At 55.2% G+C, this 16,351-nt stretch carries 17 protein-coding genes; 14 read left to right on the forward strand and 3 right to left on the reverse strand.

Going from position 1 to position 16,351, the window contains the following annotated elements:
• Positions 1 to 6: 6 nt before the first annotated feature.
• The 5 genes from A6764_RS10250 (at position 7) to A6764_RS10270 (ending at position 4,241) form a co-directional block, all read left to right on the forward strand.
• Positions 7 to 774: an alpha/beta hydrolase gene (locus A6764_RS10250; RefSeq protein WP_065066600.1), complete on the forward strand. Its 768-nt coding sequence runs from the start codon at positions 7 to 9 to the stop codon at positions 772 to 774.
• A 15-nt stretch (positions 775 to 789) separates the two neighbouring features.
• Positions 790 to 1,107 (forward strand): antibiotic biosynthesis monooxygenase family protein, encoded by a 318-nt coding sequence (locus tag A6764_RS10255; protein ID WP_029098840.1) that lies wholly within the window; start codon positions 790 to 792, stop codon positions 1,105 to 1,107.
• Positions 1,108 to 1,353: 246 nt separating this feature from the next.
• Complete coding sequence (locus A6764_RS10260) at positions 1,354 to 1,986, forward strand: TetR/AcrR family transcriptional regulator (RefSeq protein WP_065066599.1); 633 nt, start codon at positions 1,354 to 1,356, stop codon at positions 1,984 to 1,986.
• 132 nt (positions 1,987 to 2,118) lie between these two features.
• The gene (locus tag A6764_RS10265; protein ID WP_065066598.1) at positions 2,119 to 3,606 is read left to right on the forward strand and encodes a 4-hydroxyphenylacetate 3-hydroxylase family protein; all 1,488 of its coding nucleotides are present in this window, start codon (positions 2,119 to 2,121) and stop codon (positions 3,604 to 3,606) included.
• Between the two features lie 95 nt (positions 3,607 to 3,701).
• Complete coding sequence (locus A6764_RS10270; protein ID WP_029098842.1) at positions 3,702 to 4,241, forward strand: hydrolase; 540 nt, start codon at positions 3,702 to 3,704, stop codon at positions 4,239 to 4,241.
• A gap of 103 nt (positions 4,242 to 4,344) precedes the next feature.
• Here the strand turns inward: A6764_RS10270 and A6764_RS10275 are convergent, their stop codons facing one another.
• Together A6764_RS10275 and A6764_RS10280 are read right to left on the reverse strand one after the other, a co-directional pair.
• Positions 4,345 to 4,995 (reverse strand): YcnI family copper-binding membrane protein, encoded by a 651-nt coding sequence (locus A6764_RS10275; protein ID WP_319800809.1) that lies wholly within the window; start codon positions 4,993 to 4,995, stop codon positions 4,345 to 4,347.
• Positions 4,992 to 6,578 (reverse strand): copper resistance CopC/CopD family protein, encoded by a 1,587-nt coding sequence (locus A6764_RS10280; protein ID WP_083989742.1) that lies wholly within the window; start codon positions 6,576 to 6,578, stop codon positions 4,992 to 4,994. Before A6764_RS10280 ends, A6764_RS10275 begins: the two co-directional genes overlap by 4 nt.
• 341 nt (positions 6,579 to 6,919) lie before the next feature.
• On the opposite strand from A6764_RS10280, the gene A6764_RS10285 reads away from it, so the two are divergent.
• Entirely contained in the window at positions 6,920 to 7,333 is a 414-nt protein-coding gene (locus tag A6764_RS10285; protein ID WP_065066596.1) for a type 2 periplasmic-binding domain-containing protein, read from the forward strand.
• Between the two features lie 236 nt (positions 7,334 to 7,569).
• Here A6764_RS10285 and A6764_RS10290 read toward each other — a convergent pair whose 3' ends face one another.
• Positions 7,570 to 8,517 carry a hypothetical protein gene (locus A6764_RS10290; protein ID WP_141669604.1) on the reverse strand — a complete coding sequence of 316 codons (948 nt, stop codon included), beginning with the start codon at positions 8,515 to 8,517 and terminating at the stop codon, positions 7,570 to 7,572.
• Here A6764_RS10290 and A6764_RS10295 point away from each other — a divergent pair, their 5' ends adjacent.
• The 8 genes from A6764_RS10295 (at position 8,518) to nikC (ending at position 16,348) form a co-directional block, all read left to right on the forward strand.
• On the forward strand, positions 8,518 to 8,820 hold the full coding sequence (locus A6764_RS10295; protein WP_141669603.1) for a hypothetical protein: 303 nt from the start codon (positions 8,518 to 8,520) through the stop codon (positions 8,818 to 8,820).
• Positions 8,821 to 8,912: 92 nt separating this feature from the next.
• Entirely contained in the window at positions 8,913 to 9,467 is a 555-nt protein-coding gene (locus A6764_RS10300) for a flavodoxin family protein (protein ID WP_065066594.1), read from the forward strand.
• Between the two features lie 268 nt (positions 9,468 to 9,735).
• The gene (locus A6764_RS10305) at positions 9,736 to 10,596 is read left to right on the forward strand and encodes a DNA/RNA non-specific endonuclease (RefSeq protein ID WP_029098851.1); all 861 of its coding nucleotides are present in this window, start codon (positions 9,736 to 9,738) and stop codon (positions 10,594 to 10,596) included.
• A gap of 204 nt (positions 10,597 to 10,800) precedes the next feature.
• Positions 10,801 to 11,163, forward strand: coding sequence for a DUF3870 domain-containing protein (locus A6764_RS10310; RefSeq protein ID WP_083989741.1), 363 nt, complete (start codon positions 10,801 to 10,803; stop codon positions 11,161 to 11,163).
• Between the two features lie 550 nt (positions 11,164 to 11,713).
• Positions 11,714 to 12,811 carry a M24 family metallopeptidase gene (locus A6764_RS10315; RefSeq protein ID WP_065066593.1) on the forward strand — a complete coding sequence of 366 codons (1,098 nt, stop codon included), beginning with the start codon at positions 11,714 to 11,716 and terminating at the stop codon, positions 12,809 to 12,811.
• 47 nt (positions 12,812 to 12,858) lie between these two features.
• On the forward strand, positions 12,859 to 14,457 hold the full coding sequence (locus tag A6764_RS10320) for an ABC transporter substrate-binding protein (RefSeq protein ID WP_065066592.1): 1,599 nt from the start codon (positions 12,859 to 12,861) through the stop codon (positions 14,455 to 14,457).
• Between the two features lie 55 nt (positions 14,458 to 14,512).
• On the forward strand, positions 14,513 to 15,496 hold the full coding sequence (locus A6764_RS10325) for an ABC transporter permease (RefSeq protein WP_044898180.1): 984 nt from the start codon (positions 14,513 to 14,515) through the stop codon (positions 15,494 to 15,496).
• 12 nt (positions 15,497 to 15,508) lie between these two features.
• A complete protein-coding gene (nikC, locus tag A6764_RS10330) occupies positions 15,509 to 16,348 on the forward strand; it encodes a nickel transporter permease (protein WP_052660213.1) in 840 nt (279 codons plus the stop codon).
• Positions 16,349 to 16,351 lie beyond the last annotated feature (3 nt).

Genomic DNA, 16,351 nt, shown 5'->3' on the forward strand with positions numbered 1-16,351 from the left:
CCTGCCGTGAGGGGCACAATCGTCACCGATCATTTCAGGGAGAGGGAACTGTCGATCTATCTGCCGCCCTCGTATTCGGATGGTGCCGCATCGTTCCCGGTCGTCTACGTGCACGATGGCGGCGACTTGTTTGCCGATCAGGCGGATTCATCCCCGTGTCCCTGCGAATCCCTGCATGAAATCGAGCGGATGTTTGCCGGCGGAGAACTGGTCGAACTCATCATGGTCGGCATCAAACCGGTCAACCGGATTCATGAGTACACCCCCTGGTTTGCCAAGGCCTTGTCGGATCAATTCGGTGACTTTGGCGGCAGGGGAGCGGAATACCTCTCGTTCATCGTCGAGCAGGTGAAGCCGTATATCGACAGCAGGTACAAAACGAATCGCCGTCCCGATCAGACGGGGATCATGGGCAAATCGCTGGGAGGCCTCGTTTCGATGTACGCCGCGTACCTGTATCCCGGCGTGTTCGGCAAAATCGGCTCGATTTCCGGTTCGTTCTGGTACGAAGGATTTGTAGACTACATGCGCGCGCAGAAAATGGCGCAGACCGGGCTGAAACTTTATCTGGATGTCGGGAGTCTGGAAGGGTACGGGAAGCAGACCATTCAGCGGGAAATGGTCGCGCGAACAAAAGAAGCGTACGCCATTTTGGAGGACAGCGGGTTGAGCGGGAAACGACTGAGGTTTCATGTGGAGAAAGGCGGCCGGCACGAGCTTTCCTGCTTCCGCAGCCGGTTCCCCGGAGCGCTGAAATGGCTGTTTCAGGAATAGAAGGGAGTGAGTGCGGTGTTTGTGGAAACCAAGAACCTGATCGTAAAAGAAGGCACCTCCGATAAAGTGGTGGAGCGGTTCAGCCGGGAAGGAGCCGTTGAAAAATCGGAGGGATTTGTTGATCTGAGCGTTCTGGTCAAGAAGAGCAGAAAAGGAGAAGAAGAAGTAATCGTCATGATCCGCTGGGAATCCGTAGAGGCATGGAAAAAATGGGAGTTGAGCGAAGCCCATCTGGAAGGCCACAGGCAGGCGAGAGGCAAGCCGAAGCCGGATTATCTCATCAGTTCCAGCCATCATGTATACGAGGTGAAAGTGTACAAGAGCGGCAGGTAATTGTCGGATCGGAGGGGAAGAGAGCCGGGCTGTCTGCGGATGGCCCGGCTTTGTCACGGCATCGGGGTGAGGAGATCAAAGGTGGGGATTCCGATGACGCCGCGGTTCCCTCAAGCCACCTGTATGTATCGGATGTTTCGCACGGCTATTGACAAAAGAAAGAAACTGTTGGTAAAATTCTTAAAAAACTGACTAGTCAGTTGGCATTTGCGGGAAAACGTCAACAAACAGGAAAGAGGAAATCGGATGAGCGGAACGCACACGGAAGAATATGTCGTGGAAACGTCAGTGAAAGATCCGGATCTGGTGGAAAAGAGAAGAGCGGAGATTATTGATGTGGCCGTAACCGTGTTTACCCAAAAGGGGTATCATGCGGCAACCACCAAGGAAATAGCGGATTTGGCCGGCATGAACGCGGGGACGATGTTCCAATATGTCAAAAACAAGCAGGACATTTTGTACTTGGTTTGCTGCCATATCCATTCACGAATCGAAGAAGCGCTGTACGCCGTCGCGGTAGAAGATCTCGACCCGATGGAGGTGATTGCGAAATCGGTTACCGCACTGTACCGGATTGTGGACCAGCTCTCGGATTACGTTGTCCTCATGTATCAGGAAACCGCTTCGTTGGAGAAAGCGGCCCGAAGCTCGTTCCTCAGCCGGGAACAACGGCTGTGCAGCCATTTGGAGAACCACATCAGGCTGGGGATTGAACGCGGCGTGTTTTCGATCGATCCCCGATCGGTTCCGCTCATCGCTGAAGATATTCTGGTGCAGGCTCAAATGTGGGCGTTTCGGCGGTGGTCCCTATCGAAGAAATTTACCCTGGAGCGTTACATCGCCACACGATTGGAATTGCTGCAAGCGCTTTTGCAATAACGCAGGCGCTTCCTTTTCTTTCCCGCCGCGCCAACTAACTAGTCAGTATGCAAAAGGGGTGGTGCTTCTGATCGTTGGGGTTGTTCGCGTGTTTGCCAACGGACTTTGTGAGGAAAAGGAGGAGAGACGAGCATGAAACTCATGACCGGCAGAGAGTATGTTTCCAGTCTGAACGAGTACAATCCGGACGTTCAGGTGAGGGGGAAGAAAGTGACACGCGTCGCAGACGAACCGCTGTTTCAACCGGGCATTAACGCCATCGCCGTGACGTACGAACTGGCACACCACCCGAAGCACCAGGATATCATGCTGGCTGCACTGGCGGATGGAACAAAGGTGAATCGCTTGAATGCCCTTGACTACAGCACAGACGACTTGTTGAAGAAACTGGAAATGGTGCGGTTGATTTGCAAGTGGACGGGATGCGGGCAGCGCTACCTCATGCACGACGCGCTTGGCGCATTGGCCGAAATCACCGCCATGATCGACGCGGATAAACACACAAACTATTTTTCCGCGTTTCAGGAGTATCTGCTGCACGTGCAGAAACACGACCTGACGTGCGCAACGGCCGTTACCGACGCAAAAGGGGACAGAAGCAAGCGGCCTCATGAACAGGCCGATCCCGACCTGTACGTGCGCGTGGTGGAACGGAATCGGAACGGGATCGTTGTGCGCGGGGCCAAAGCCAATATCACCGGCGCTCCGTATGTCCATGAATTCATTGTGCTGCCCACCCGGGCCATGCAGAAGGAAGACGGGGACTACGCCGTGTCTTTTGCCGTTCCGGTTGACGCACCGGGGATCAAAATCATCGCAAAACCGGCCGGACGCCCGGAAGACGCCGAAGCTCCGTTCAGCTCCAATTTTGGACAGTCCACTGCCCTTGTCATTTTCAACGATGTTTTTGTTCCGTGGGACAGGGTATTTCTGTGCGGAGAGTGGGAATACACGGGGAAATTGGCCGAGGCGTTTGCGAATCATCACCGGCATTCGTGCATTGGCGCCCGTGCCGGTCTGGGCGACATGATCATCGGGGCCTCGGCGCTCATGGCCGAGTACAATGGCCTGCCTCACACGGATGTTCCGCATATCCGGCGAAACCTGGGCGAACTGATTCGCATCACCGAGGGGTTTTACGCAACGGGAGTCGCGGCTTCCGTTTACGGCCGCAAGACGGTGGCCGGCAATTTCGTGCCCGATGCCGTGCAGTCCAACATCGGCAAACTGATGCTGGCCGAGCAGGTCTATGATTTGTTCCGGCTTGCCCATGAAATCAGCGGAGGGATCGTGGCGACGGCGCCCACCCCGGAAGACATGGCGATTCCGGAGGCCGGGGAACTGATCGATCGGTACCTGGTCGGAAAGCACGGTGTAACGGCGGAGGAACGCATCCGAATGGCGCGGTTCCTCGAGGATTTGACAGCGTCGAAGGAAGGCGGGTTTTACGCGCTGATCAGCCTTCATGGCGGCGGTTCGCCGGAAGCCATGCGGATGTCAGCCGTTCGCCATTACGATATGGAAAGTCAGAAGAAACACATTTTGCACAAGTTGAAGTGTTTTGCGAAATGGGAAGGAACCTGCAAGGAATGTGAAACCTGTGTCAATGACGATCTCTGAGAACAGGAATGCGAAAGCGTGACGGGCAGACAGGATCGTTGACCAAAAGGGCGTGCGAGGAATGACGATGACCATCGACGTTTGGGAGGGCGAGTATGCTTCGGAAAGAAGAGACGTTACTGGTGCTGGTTGACGTCCAAGGGAAATTGGCGCGGATTGTCCATGAGAGCGAATCGATGATCGAACAGTTGGTCAAGCTGATTCGGGGATTGCGCATGCTTGACGTTCCCGTGGTTTGGCTGGAACAGTATCCCGAGGGATTGGGGCCCACCGTCGAGGAAGTGGCGCAGTGGATGACCGGGATCCAACCGATTCGAAAACGTTCCTTTAACGCATGCGAAACCGAAACCTTTACACGGGCGGTAAAGGCGACGGGACGACGGCAGATACTGGTGGCAGGAATCGAAACCCATATCTGTGTCTATCAAACGGCCATCGGGCTGCAAGAGCTGGGATATGAGGTGCAGGTGGTTGCGGATGCCGTATCGTCGCGTACCTTCGCCAACAAGCAAATCGGGCTGGAGAAAATGAAGGCGGCCGGCATTGCCTGGACGAGTGTGGAAACCGCGCTGTTCGAGTTGATGAGAATGGCAGAAGGCGACACGTTTAAGCAAATCATACAATTGCTCAAGTAAATGCCGACCATGGAACAAGCAAAGCCCTCCTGCGGATTTGTCCGCGGGAGGGCTATCGGTTGAGGAACCTCTCGGATGGCAAGGTTGCCAGCCTGCGCGCCGCTTACGCTTTTTTCCGGAAGAGGCTGATCACCGAGACCAGCAGCGCCAGCCCGGAGAGAACCAGCGGCAGCGTGCTGCCGGACGCAGAAGAGCTGTTCTGTCCGGCAGGAGCCGCTGAGTGACCGGCCTCGTGGTTCCCCTCTGTTTTGTTCGCATCTGCGTGGTCATCTGCTGGCTGGGTCCCTTCCTTTACCGCGACGGTAGGCGCCGGGGTGTCAGAGCCTGCGGCACCGATCCACTCGACGACCGTGCCGTCGGCGTACGTCTGATACGCGTTCCATGTCAGGGTGCCCGGTTCGCCGGGGTTTTTGGCGGAGAGGCCGAACTCCATGAATTCATGCGGCTTGATCCCGCCGGCTGTGGCCGTCCAGGTGATCGCCTTGAACCGGCCGTCCGCGTCTTTTTCCCATTCGTAGGTCCATCCGGGGACCGGCAGAACTGTGCCCACTTTCACACCCGCCGGGAATTCCAGACGCACCTTGACGGTGTTGCTGTCCTTTTCTACCGGTACACGAACGGTATAGCGTTCATAGGAGTCCGCTTTCGTTTCCTTCGGCCAGACGGTGACATGGGCGCTGGCCGTTCCCGCAAAGGTCAGGAGCGCTCCGGCAACGGCGAGCGTGCTTACCCATTTGTTCCAGTTCATTTTCATCGTGTTTCTCCTCCTCCAGGTATAAACAGCGTGTCGGTGAATTCTGCATGTGTTCCGTTGTGGAAGGCGGCGTCGATCCGATAAGTCCACGTTCCGTACATGGAAAACGGAATGTCCGCCTGATAACGCCCCGTACCTGTCCGCTCGGCGGGGATGGGCTGCCTGTTCACCTCTGCGTCCGGCTTGGATACCTGCACCAGGACTTGCCGCGGTTCGGTCATCGGTGCGGGGAACTCGATGGTCATGATCTGCGTGCCGGCCGCCACCCGCGGGATCTGCACCACCACCTGCGCGTCACCGGCAGGAAACGTTTTGGTGTAGGACGTCACCGGCAGGGGATACGCCGACTGGCTCATCCAGACTCCGGCCAGCAGGGCCAGCGCGCCTGCCCCCCACTCCCAGCGCAGCAGGGCGGGAGACGTCAGGCGGCCGTGTTTTCGCCACCGCAGGGTCTGCGTGATCGCGAGCACGAGCATCACGGCGGTCAGCGTCACCTTGAGGCCAAGCAGCACGCTCCACGTCTGCCCTTTGGTCCACAAGACCGCCCAATCCGTTTGCTGGATGGTCATGGCGGCGCCGGAGAGCAGCGCAGTGGCAGACGCGAGGAGCGCCAGCCGGACAAAGAACCGGCGAAACGGCCCCCATTCGATGGCGGCGCCGGCTTTCCTTTCCCAGCGCATCGCGAGGAGCAGGTAGGTCAGCGCCCCCAGCCAGAGCGCCAGGGCGAACAGGTGCAGAATTCGGAACGATGCGGCCAGCCACACCGGCTGTATGCCCCACGCGTGCCCGCCAAACGCCAGCGCCCCGACGGCCAGCGCCCACATGACCAGGTACCAGCCTTCCATCATGCCCGGCACGGCGGCGAGAAGCATGAGCGCAAGCTGCGCTCCGACCATCCAGAGGAAGGGGGACTGTCCGAGGATCGTCCACTGTCCTTTCTGAAACACGGAAGCCAGACCGTTCCCCGGCAGGGCGGCCAGATAGAGAAACCCTTCGGCGATCAATCCGGCGACGAGGACGAACCACACCGCCCGCCGCCCGCGTCCGATCTCGCGCACACCTTCGGGCCAGCCGCGTCGTCGGCCGAGCCAGGAGAGCCAGTGGAGTCCGGCTCCAAACAGCAGGGTTCCTTCCACGACGTAGCGGATCACCGCCAGGGTGCGGTCGATGAGGGCGGACGTTCCATCCGATACGGGGGCGATGGTACCGGACGCGGACCGCCCGACCGAGAACGAGAAGGACCCGTTGACCGGATGGCCGTCTTCGGAGACGACGGACCAGACCACGGTGTACGTGCCATCGGGCAGCTTCGGCGGTTCAGCGCGCATCCGGGCGGCGTCGCCCGCAGCCAGATTCGGCCCTGCCAGCGCAATCGGGCGGCCGTTTTCGTCGTACAGCTTGAGATCAATGAGCCCTTCTTCCAGCGGCTCGCTGAACTCCAGCGTGATTTCCCCGGGGCTTGTTTGCACGACCTGTCCGTCTCGGGGGGTGGTAGCCAGCAGACCGGCATGGGCAAACGCAGGGGGAGAACCTGTGCCAATCAGCATCAAAAGGATAATCCAGCACAAAACGATTCGTCTCATGAGATTCACCTGACTTGAATGAGTGATCACTCCCTTTTTACCCTATCAAGAAAACGGGCAGAGGAGAATGGCTCACTCGGGCTATTATGACGGCATGGGGACGGCGTTTTTTTCATGAACGAAAAGCCCAGGGACTGCATATGATTGACTATGCCATGACAGAGGGCGAGCGTCCCCGGAAAAGGATTGACAGCATGTAGGGGCGGTGGTAGTATACAACCATAAATACAACTAATCACATAGGAATTGTTAGTAATTGTTTCGACCGGACCACCGGAGACACGGTTTATGATGAACCGTGTTTTTTTGTGCCTGAATCATGAGTAAAAGGAGTTTGAACCATGAAGAACGTGATCGCCGCTTTGCTGACAACGATTTGCCTGCTCGCCGCGTTGACGGCTTGCGGCAGCCAGACGCCAAAAGAGACTGCCGCCACATCTGCTGCAGAAGGGCAGCGGGTCATCCGCATCGGGTTTCAAAAATACGGCACGATGAATGTTTTGAAGGCGCAGGGCTGGCTGGAGAAGCGCCTGGCCGACGCCGGCGTGAAGGTGGAATGGACCGAATTTCCGGGAGGGCCGCAGCTTCTGGAAGCGTTGAATGTCGGAAGCATCGATATCGGCCATACGGTTTCGGAGAGAAACGACGTCGGTACGCTCATGTTGTATATACATCTTATAGGACGATCCCCAACCTCTTTCTCATGGAGTTGCGACGATTCGCCGATAACTCTGTGTAAAGGGGTCTTTTTTTAGGAGAGTGTGGATTCACCACTTGTGGAGCGGCAGGGGGGAAATGGATGTCCAGCAAGGTGTTATTATGGGATTTTGACGGGACGTTAGGGTATCGCCGAGGGGGGAAGTGGAGCAGTGCCTTGCTCGAAGCCTTACACGAAATAGACCCTGATTGCGACGTTACCCTGGATGATCTCAACCGTTAGTAAGCAGCGGTTTTCCGTGGCACCACCCTGATGTGGCACACACACATTATTTCAAGCCAAAAATCTGTACGAAATTCCCGACATTCTCGCGCGGGTTGAACGGCAGGAAATCTGATTGCCACGCCGGGTGATTGTGGAACCGTCACAGCCGGTTTGGCATGGCCGCTCGCCGATTTCATGGGGAACTGGCGAGAAAGTGGAGAAGGGAGAACCGCCACGCATCGCTCTGTCGCGGAACCAAAGGAGGAAAACCCATTGAGTGAATTCACGTTTGCGATTCTGATCAGGGAAACGAACAAAGCGAAAGCAAGCAGCGCGCTCCGCAAGCTGCACGTTCATTCCTGACTGTTTCCGGCCAATGGCGAGTGGCTTGCGGTTGCAACGGAAAACGCAGCCGAAAGCGGTGCGGAACAGGCGCGGTATTTGTCCGCTGAACTGAAGACCCATTCGTTTTACTTCATCCATGCGGAGGATCACGGATGGCACTATGATCTGTTTGAGCATGGCAAACGGAAAGGCACCCTGGAGATCAACTATGAAACATACGATCACAGCAACACCGACCATGCGAATTTTTCCCTGCTGAAGAAACTGGCTGTAAATGAAGTGGCTTTGGCCCGCCTGAAAAACGGTCTCCACGCTCGAAATGCGCAAATAGACGATCTCTTGATCAGTGTGGAGCATTTCCGGCAGGCTTTGGGGTTTGAAACGATTTCCTGGGTGTCGTTTGATTACATGTCCACACTTTCGAAAGACCAGCTTGACGAAGTAGGGGCTGTCTTCATCGAACCAACAAACAGAAAGAGGTTCTCTGCAGACTCCATTGACTATGCCGATGAACGTGAGCTGCGGCGGCACCTTGAAGAAATCTTGCGGTTCTTTCAGAAAATCGGTGATCCGTGGATCAGGAAAAACAGAATCGAAATCTTCGACGCCAATGCCATTTACATAGAGTTGGCTGATCGATTCATGGCCGAACACTCGTTTGAACGGATTCATATGGACGATCATCTGTTGTTTGGCGGCGAGGTGGTGTACCAACGAGACCGGATGCAGATCGTGTTTACGCATTTCCCCCAAGAAGCCTGGATCGTGCCTTATCTGGTTGAGGATACGGAGAAAAAGCTGTTAACCCGTTTTGTATACGAAAATAAAGAGACATTGCCAATTGATATCAGAACGATCGATTTCTCGTTCCGAAATCGGGATGAATGTGTAAAGGCGATGCAGCAGGTTTTTTACGTTCTTCGGTTGTATTTCAACCATCAGCGGGTGGATGGACCGATGGATTTTCATGTATGATAGCCTTGTCCCAATCGCCGAGGGAAAAACTCCAGCTTTGGGCATAATCGAACGTTGGCATTCATCTTGACAAGGAATGGAGAGAAACAGGGATGAAAGTTCTGGCCATCTATGGAAGTTCCCGTGCGAATGGCAACACGGGCCACCTCACCGATCTCGTCGTAGAGGGGCTCCCCTGCACCAAAATATACCTGCGTGACAAGCGCATCGAGGCAATCGAGGACCGGCGTCACACGGCAGAAGGGTTTCAACCGGTTGATGACGATTACGATCAGGTCATATCCGAGGTCCTTTCCCACGACATTCTCATCTTTGCGACTCCCCTGTATTGGTATGGCATGTCGGGGAGAATGAAGGATTTTGTGGATCGCTGGTCGCAAAGCCTGCGCGACAAACCGAACTTCAAGGAAGAGATGAGCAGAAAGAAAGGATATGTGATTATCGTCGGCGGTGACAACCCGCGCGTAAAGGCACTCCCGTTGGTACAGCAGTTCCAGTACATTTTTGACTTTGTCTCCATCGATTTTGGCGGATATGTGATCGGCTCGGCCAATCGGCCGGGGGACATCATGGGCGACGATCGTGCGCTGTTTGAAGCCCGGAAGATGAAGGAAGAGATCGTTCAGCTTCTCAATCAAAGAAAGTAAAACGTAAAACGCCCGATGCCCCTTTCGCATTGACCTCTTGAAAAAACGAAGCGGCCAGTGTGTGTCGGTATGATGCCGGGGCACACTGGTTTCGTCGTTGTTGGAAACGTTTCGGGTTGTCGAACCGCGCGTTCGTTCCCGTTTACAAAACCTCCCTTCTTTCGTCAAAGGATTCGACTGACCGGCTGCCGAAATGCTGACGCAGTAAACGCAGCGAAGCGAATGCGGCTTGAACACTTTTCACGACGGAGAAAGGGAGGAATCGGGTATGGGCTATGATCCCGCTTTTCTGGGAGAACCGCACGACGTTCCTTTGCCTTTGCTGCTGGGAAAAACGGCGGAAGACGCGTTGGAAAACGGAAGGGTGTATGACTTTACCCACTTCTCCATTGTGATGAACAGACGGCGGAAGTTTGCGGTTTATTCCGCTGCATGCGTGGATGAAAGCCGATTGATCAACGTGCCCCGCGATAACCAATCATGGCATGTGGATGACCGCATCGGGGCGGAGAACCAGGTCGGACCGGAATATTATGCACAGAATGAGTATGACAAGGGACATTTGACGCGCAGGAGAGATGTCTGCTGGGGAGAGCGGCGCGAAGCGGAAAAAGCCAACCACGACTCGTTCTGCTACGCCAATATCGTACTGCAGCACCACAACTTCAACACGGGGGTCTGGAACTGCCTGGAGGATTGGATTCTGAACAGTCTGAAAAGCGAGAAAAAACTGATCGTGATCACCGGACCGATTTTCAAGGACGACGACGAAGAGTACTGCGGCGTGCACGGCCGACCAGGCTGCCAGGTGAAAGTTCCCTTCGGCTTTTGGAAAAGCGTGTTTTACGTGGACAGGCGCCAACGCTTAAAAGGCTTGTCGTTTCTCATTCGGCAGAGTCCAGAACGTTCCAACGATGCGTGCGAGTATCGGCGGCTGCAGACGTATCAGGTACCGCTGACGACCATCACCAGAGAAACGGAGCTGCATTTCAAGCACAGCCTTTATGAGGCGAATCCCCTGTTGTTCTGGACGAGCCGTCTTGCTGCCGCCAGCCGCCTGTCCACACCGGAGAAGCATCTGATTACACAACCGGCAGACATCATCATGGATCGGGAGGTTTCAGGGTAATCCACGGAATGGAGGAGAAACCGGCTGGGTTGGCCGGTTGATCCAAACGACCAGTCCTGCTCGGATGGGCAGGACGTTTGTTTTGATCGGTTGAGGTCGCGGGGCTTTTTGGCCCTCTGACGTTTTCATTTTGGCTGTAGGCATTTCAGCAAAAGAATAGTAAGATATATACTTAAAAACAGCAGCGAAAGGAGGACACTGCCTTTGGGTTCTGGGAACCATCATACGATTTTCTGCACGGGCTACGCCCGGCTGCCGGATGGCATGGCGGCCAAGAATCTCTACGGGGTGATGGGGGTTGGATTTGAAATTGACCCCGAAACGGACAAGATCGTCAACGCTTCCTGTACGTTCGTAACAAACATGTGCAACGATTTCATCAAAAGCATTTTGGTAGGTCATGATCTCAAGAACGGGGTGGATCTTCCTATTCAAACATTTGAGAAACGGTATTTCGGATTGGGCAAAAAGGCAATTATATCAGCGATTCGGGATGCCTACAACCAATTTGAAATTTACAAATCGATGGTCTATGCGGAATCAGGTGCCAAACAGGAGCAGCGGTAAAAAACGAATAGATTGAAAATTGCGCGTGATCGGAGTATACTGAATAAAGCCTCTTCTTTTGGCAGCGATTGCAACAGATACAACCAGCAAGCCGAAGTTCCGGTGGACAGGCGTCCCCTGTTCATCTCGCGAGGAACTTGCCGACCAAGCTGATTCATCCATCTGCTCGATGGCCGATGGATTGTTTCGGCTTGGTTTTTTTGTGTGACAACATTTGTCAGAGAGGAATGCAAGGATGACGTATGATCCCCGCGATGAGGATTCATGTGTCTGCTGCTTGATCGGTCCAAAATATTTTAATAATACTTAAAAAAATAATATTATTGAAATATGATTAAATTCAATCTATAATGAATCACAGATTTGACGTAGTCGATGACAAAAGATGCAACCAGCGAGCTGACATTCCAGTGGATAAGCAGCCCCTATTCATACCCCGGAATGTTCCGACCAAGCTGATTCAACTGTCCCCAGCCGTCTTGCGGGACGGTGTTTTGGCTTGGTTTTTTTGCATTCGTTTGTTGCCATGATCGGAGGGGAGCATCCTGTTATGAAACCATTTGTAGGACGATTGAAGCGCTGCATGGAGAGCATGCAGGCGGAACGGATGAGCCAACTGATTGTCAGTTCAACAGCCAACCTGTTTTACCTGACCGGCCAGCGGATCGATACGGGAGAGCGCATGTGCTGCCTGCTGTTGGATCAAGACAAGCCGCCTGCTTTGTTCATTCACCAGATGTTCCAAGGCCAGTTGACCCTTCCCGACGAAATCGAATTAGTCGTCTGGTCGGACGAGAATGATCCCATCGCCCTGCTCAGCGAATACGTCAGCGGCACGGGCATCATCGGAATCGACCAGAACTGGGTCAGCTCCTTTTTGATCGATCTCATGCACGCACAACCCGGGCTTCAGCCGGTGAAGAGCCGCATCGTGGAAAAGCTGCGCGAGATCAAAGATGAAAACGAGATCAACATCCTGCGCCAGTCGGCCCGAATCGCCGATGCGGTCATGCACCAGGTGGTGGAACTGCAGCATCTCCCCACGACGGAACTGCAGATGGCGGAAACCATTCGCAGCTTCTTTGGCGAGCATCAGGTGCGCGAATTGTCCTTTCCGCCAATTATCGGGTTCGGAAAAAACAGCGCTCATCCGCACCATGAGAGCGGAGCCGCCGGACTCATTCCCGATCAGACAATCGTCATCGACATGGGCGGCGTGTATCAGCATTACTGCTCCGACATAACGCGAACGCAGTTTTACGGCAGGCCCAACAAGGAGTTTGAAGAGGTTTACCGGATCGTTTTAGCGGCGCAGGAGGAGGCGATTGCCATGATCAAGCCCGGTGTCCGCTTCGCCGACGTTGATCGAATGATCCGGAAAGAGTTTGCCGCCAGGGGCTATGACCGCTATTTTACGCATCGAACCGGACATGGTGTGGGGCTGGAACTCCATGAAGGGCCGTTTTTGCATCAACACAACCTGGATGAGATGAGGCCGGGCATGGTGTTCACGATCGAGCCGGGCATCTATCTCCCGGGGCGGTTCGGTGTCCGTATCGAGGACGTTGTGGTGGTAACCGATACCGGCTGCGAGGTGCTGACGCTAAGTCCCAAGGAGGTGAGGTACATCGACATTCGCGAGGGATAGAAACAGGTACGCTCCTATGCAAAAAACACGAAAGGGGATATTGCGTGATGAAGAGGAAATGCGTAAGCGCCATTGTTTCCATGTTGATGATCGTCTCCGCCGCCTTGGCAGGCTGCAGCTATGAGCCGCCTGCCCAATCGGCGTCCAAACCGGGCTCGGACCAGCAAGCGGCGAGCGACAGAGCGGACGAAATCAGAGTAGGGCTGGACGTGGATGCCGGCACGATGGATCCGCGGCTGTCCCACGACTCGTCGTCAGCCAGGGTCATCGATCTGGTGTATGACGGTCTTGTACGTCTCTCCGACAAAATGGAACCACAGCCGGCTTTGGCGGAAAAATGGGAAAATCCTGATCCGACCACATGGATTTTTACCCTGCGCAAAGGGGTAACGTTTCACGACGGAACGCCCTTTACTGCAGCGGATGTCAAATATACGTACGATTCCCTGCTCGATCCGAATGTCAAGGCACCGTACGCCAAGCTGTATGCCCCCATTTCCAAAGTGGACGTGGTAGACGATTACACGGTGAAATTCACTTTGAAACAGCCGTACGCACCGCTTCTCAGCTATCTGGATCTCGGGATTGTGCCGAAGCATGTTGCCGAAAAACCGGATCAATCCCTCTCGTCCCATCCGGTGGGAACCGGCCCGTACAAGTTGGTGAAATGGGAGAAAAACAGCAAAATCTCGTTTGAGGCGAATGATCAGTACTGGGGAGGAGCGCCCAAAACCAAAAAAGTGACGTACTTCATCATTCCCGACAACAGCACGCGCGTATCGGCGCTGGAAGCTGGCGATGTCGATTTTGTCCACTCCCCGCTGTCGCCGCAGGATATTGCGAAAATCCAAAACAACCGCGACTTCACCGTCATCAAAACGGAAGGATTGGGTTTCACGTATCTCAATTTCAACACCACCCACCCGATCCTTTCCGATGTGAAGGTACGCCAGGCCATCGCACACCTCGTCAACAAGAAGGTGATCTCCGAGGAACTCTATCAGGGCATGGACAAGCCGGGCAAATCGCCGCTGATACCACCATCCTGGGCGTATAGCGACAAGATCGAGGGGTACCCCTACGACCCTGAAAAGGCCAAGGCGCTGTTCGCGGAAGCCGGGTGGAAGGACAGCGACGGGGACGGGATTTTGGACAAGGGGGGCAAAAAACTGAGCCTGACCCTCTCCACTCATACGGAGGACCCGAACCGGATCCAAACGGTGGAATATCTGCAACATGAATTCAGCAAGGCGGGGATCGACGCCAAGGTTTCGACAACCGAATGGCCGACGTTTTCTTCCAACGTAATGTCGCAAAAGTTTGACATCGCGCTGCTCGGCTGGCTGAGCCTCGTCGATCCGGACCGTGCGATGTACGGCCAGTTCCATTCGAAGAGCGAAAACAACTACGGCAAATACAGCAATCCGAAAGTGGACGAGCTGTTGGAGAAGGGCAGAGCCGTACTGAATCAGGAAGAGCGGGCCAGGATTTATCAGGAAGCCGCCCGGATTGTAACGGACGAAGTCGCCTATGACGTCCTTCTTTATCAAGGATACGTTGCCATGTTCACCAACAAGCTGACCGGATTCAAGGAGCATCCGAAAGGGAGCTTGTACAGCCTCAAAGACGTGGAAGTGAAAAAATGAGCAAAGGAGGGGCTCTTCGCCTCCTTCCCTGCACAACGAGTAAGGAGCGATCCCGTTGGTCACGTATCTCGTAAAACGACTGTTTCAACTGATCCCTGTCGTCATCGGCATCTCGGTCATCGTCTTTTTGCTCCTTCACATGATCCCCGGTGATCCCGCGATGGTCCTGCTCGGTCAGGATGCCAGTCCGAGCGAGATGGAACGGCTGCGAAATCTCCTGGGGTTGAACGAACCCCTGCATGTACAGATGCTGGTGTTTCTGAAAAACATCCTCCGGGGAGACTTGGGGACGTCCATCTTTCAAAACGAGCCTGTTCTCGATTTGATTGCCAAGCATCTGCCCGCTACCCTGGAACTGGCCGTTTTGGCAATGCTGATCGCGCTAGTCATCTCCATTCCCCTGGGGATTCTCTCGGCGGTCAAGCAGTCTTCCTGGCTGGATTACGTCAGCATGTTTTTTGCTCAACTGGGCGTGTCCATGCCTGTGTTCTGGATGGGGATGCTCCTCATCATCGCGTTTTCCGTCAATCTCAACTGGTTTCCGTCGTTCGGACGGGGAGAACCGTTGACGGAGGCGCTGTGGACGGCCATGACCACCGGCAATGTGTACGATCTGGTCAACAGCCTGCGCAAGATCTTCCTGCCCGCTTTTACGTTGGGCGTCATGAGCGCCGCGCTGATCACCCGCATGATCCGCTCGACGATGCTTGAGGTGTTGAAGGAGGACTATGTGCGGACGGCGGAAGCCAAAGGTGTCAGCGGCTTTATGGTGGTAGTCAAGCATGCCTTCCGCAACGCGCTGATCCCGGTGATTACGATCGTAGGCCTGCAGTTTGGCAATCTGCTGGGCGGAGCGATCGTCACCGAAACCGTGTTTGCCTGGCCGGGTATCGGGCGGCTGGTGGTAACGGCGATCAGTCAGCGGGATTTTCCGGTCGTCCAGGGGAGCGTCTTCGTGATTGCGTTCCTGTTCGCATTGACCAATCTGATCGTCGACATTCTGTACGCTGTCGTCAACCCCAAGATACAGCAGAGATAAGGAGGGAGGGTGATGAATCCACACGTGCTTCGGACTGTACTTCAAAGCAAGGCCGTGCTGATCGGTGGCGCGATCGTGATCGCCGTGATTCTGGCTGCGCTCTGCGCCCCCATTCTGGCCACGCACGATCCCTATGAAATGAACGTCAAAGACCGGCTGCTCAAGCCGACGGAGGGAGGCCATTTGCTGGGGACGGATCAATTTGGCCGCGATCTGTACACGCGTATCTTGTACGGGGCCCGCGTGTCGCTGGAAGTCGGGATCGTCTCCGTCGGGCTGGCACTGGTGATCGGCGTCACGCTGGGCCTGATCGCTGGCTATTACGGGGGATGGCTGGACACGCTGATCATGCGCATCGTCGACATCGTCCTGTCCTTCCCGGTGCTGCTGCTGGCGATCGCTTTCGTGGCGGCGCTCGGCCCGGGGATCGAAAACGTCATCATTGCGCTGGCGCTCGTGTATTGGACCAGCTACGCCCGTCTGGTTCGCGCCAACGTTCTCGCTATAAAGGAAGAAGAGTATGTGCAGGCGGCGCGCACCATCGGCTCCAGCGATTTTCGCATCATTTTTTACAACATTCTGCCCAATTGCCTGGCGCCGATCGTCGTGGTAGCGACGTTGGGGCTGGGGCAGGCGATTGTGGCCGAAGCGACTCTCAGCTTTCTCGGCTTGGGCATTCAGCCGCCGGAATCAAGCTGGGGCTGGACGCTGGCATTCGGCATGAAATTTTTGCAGGATGCGCCCCACCTGTCCATCTATCCCGGCATCGCGATCATGATTACCGTCCTCGGGTTCAACCTGCTGGGCGACGGTATCCGGGATTTGACGGACACCAAACGGAAACGAAACTAAGAG

Source organism: Brevibacillus sp. WF146, assembly GCF_001673705.2.
Taxonomy (GTDB): domain Bacteria; phylum Bacillota; class Bacilli; order Brevibacillales; family Brevibacillaceae; genus Brevibacillus; species Brevibacillus thermoruber.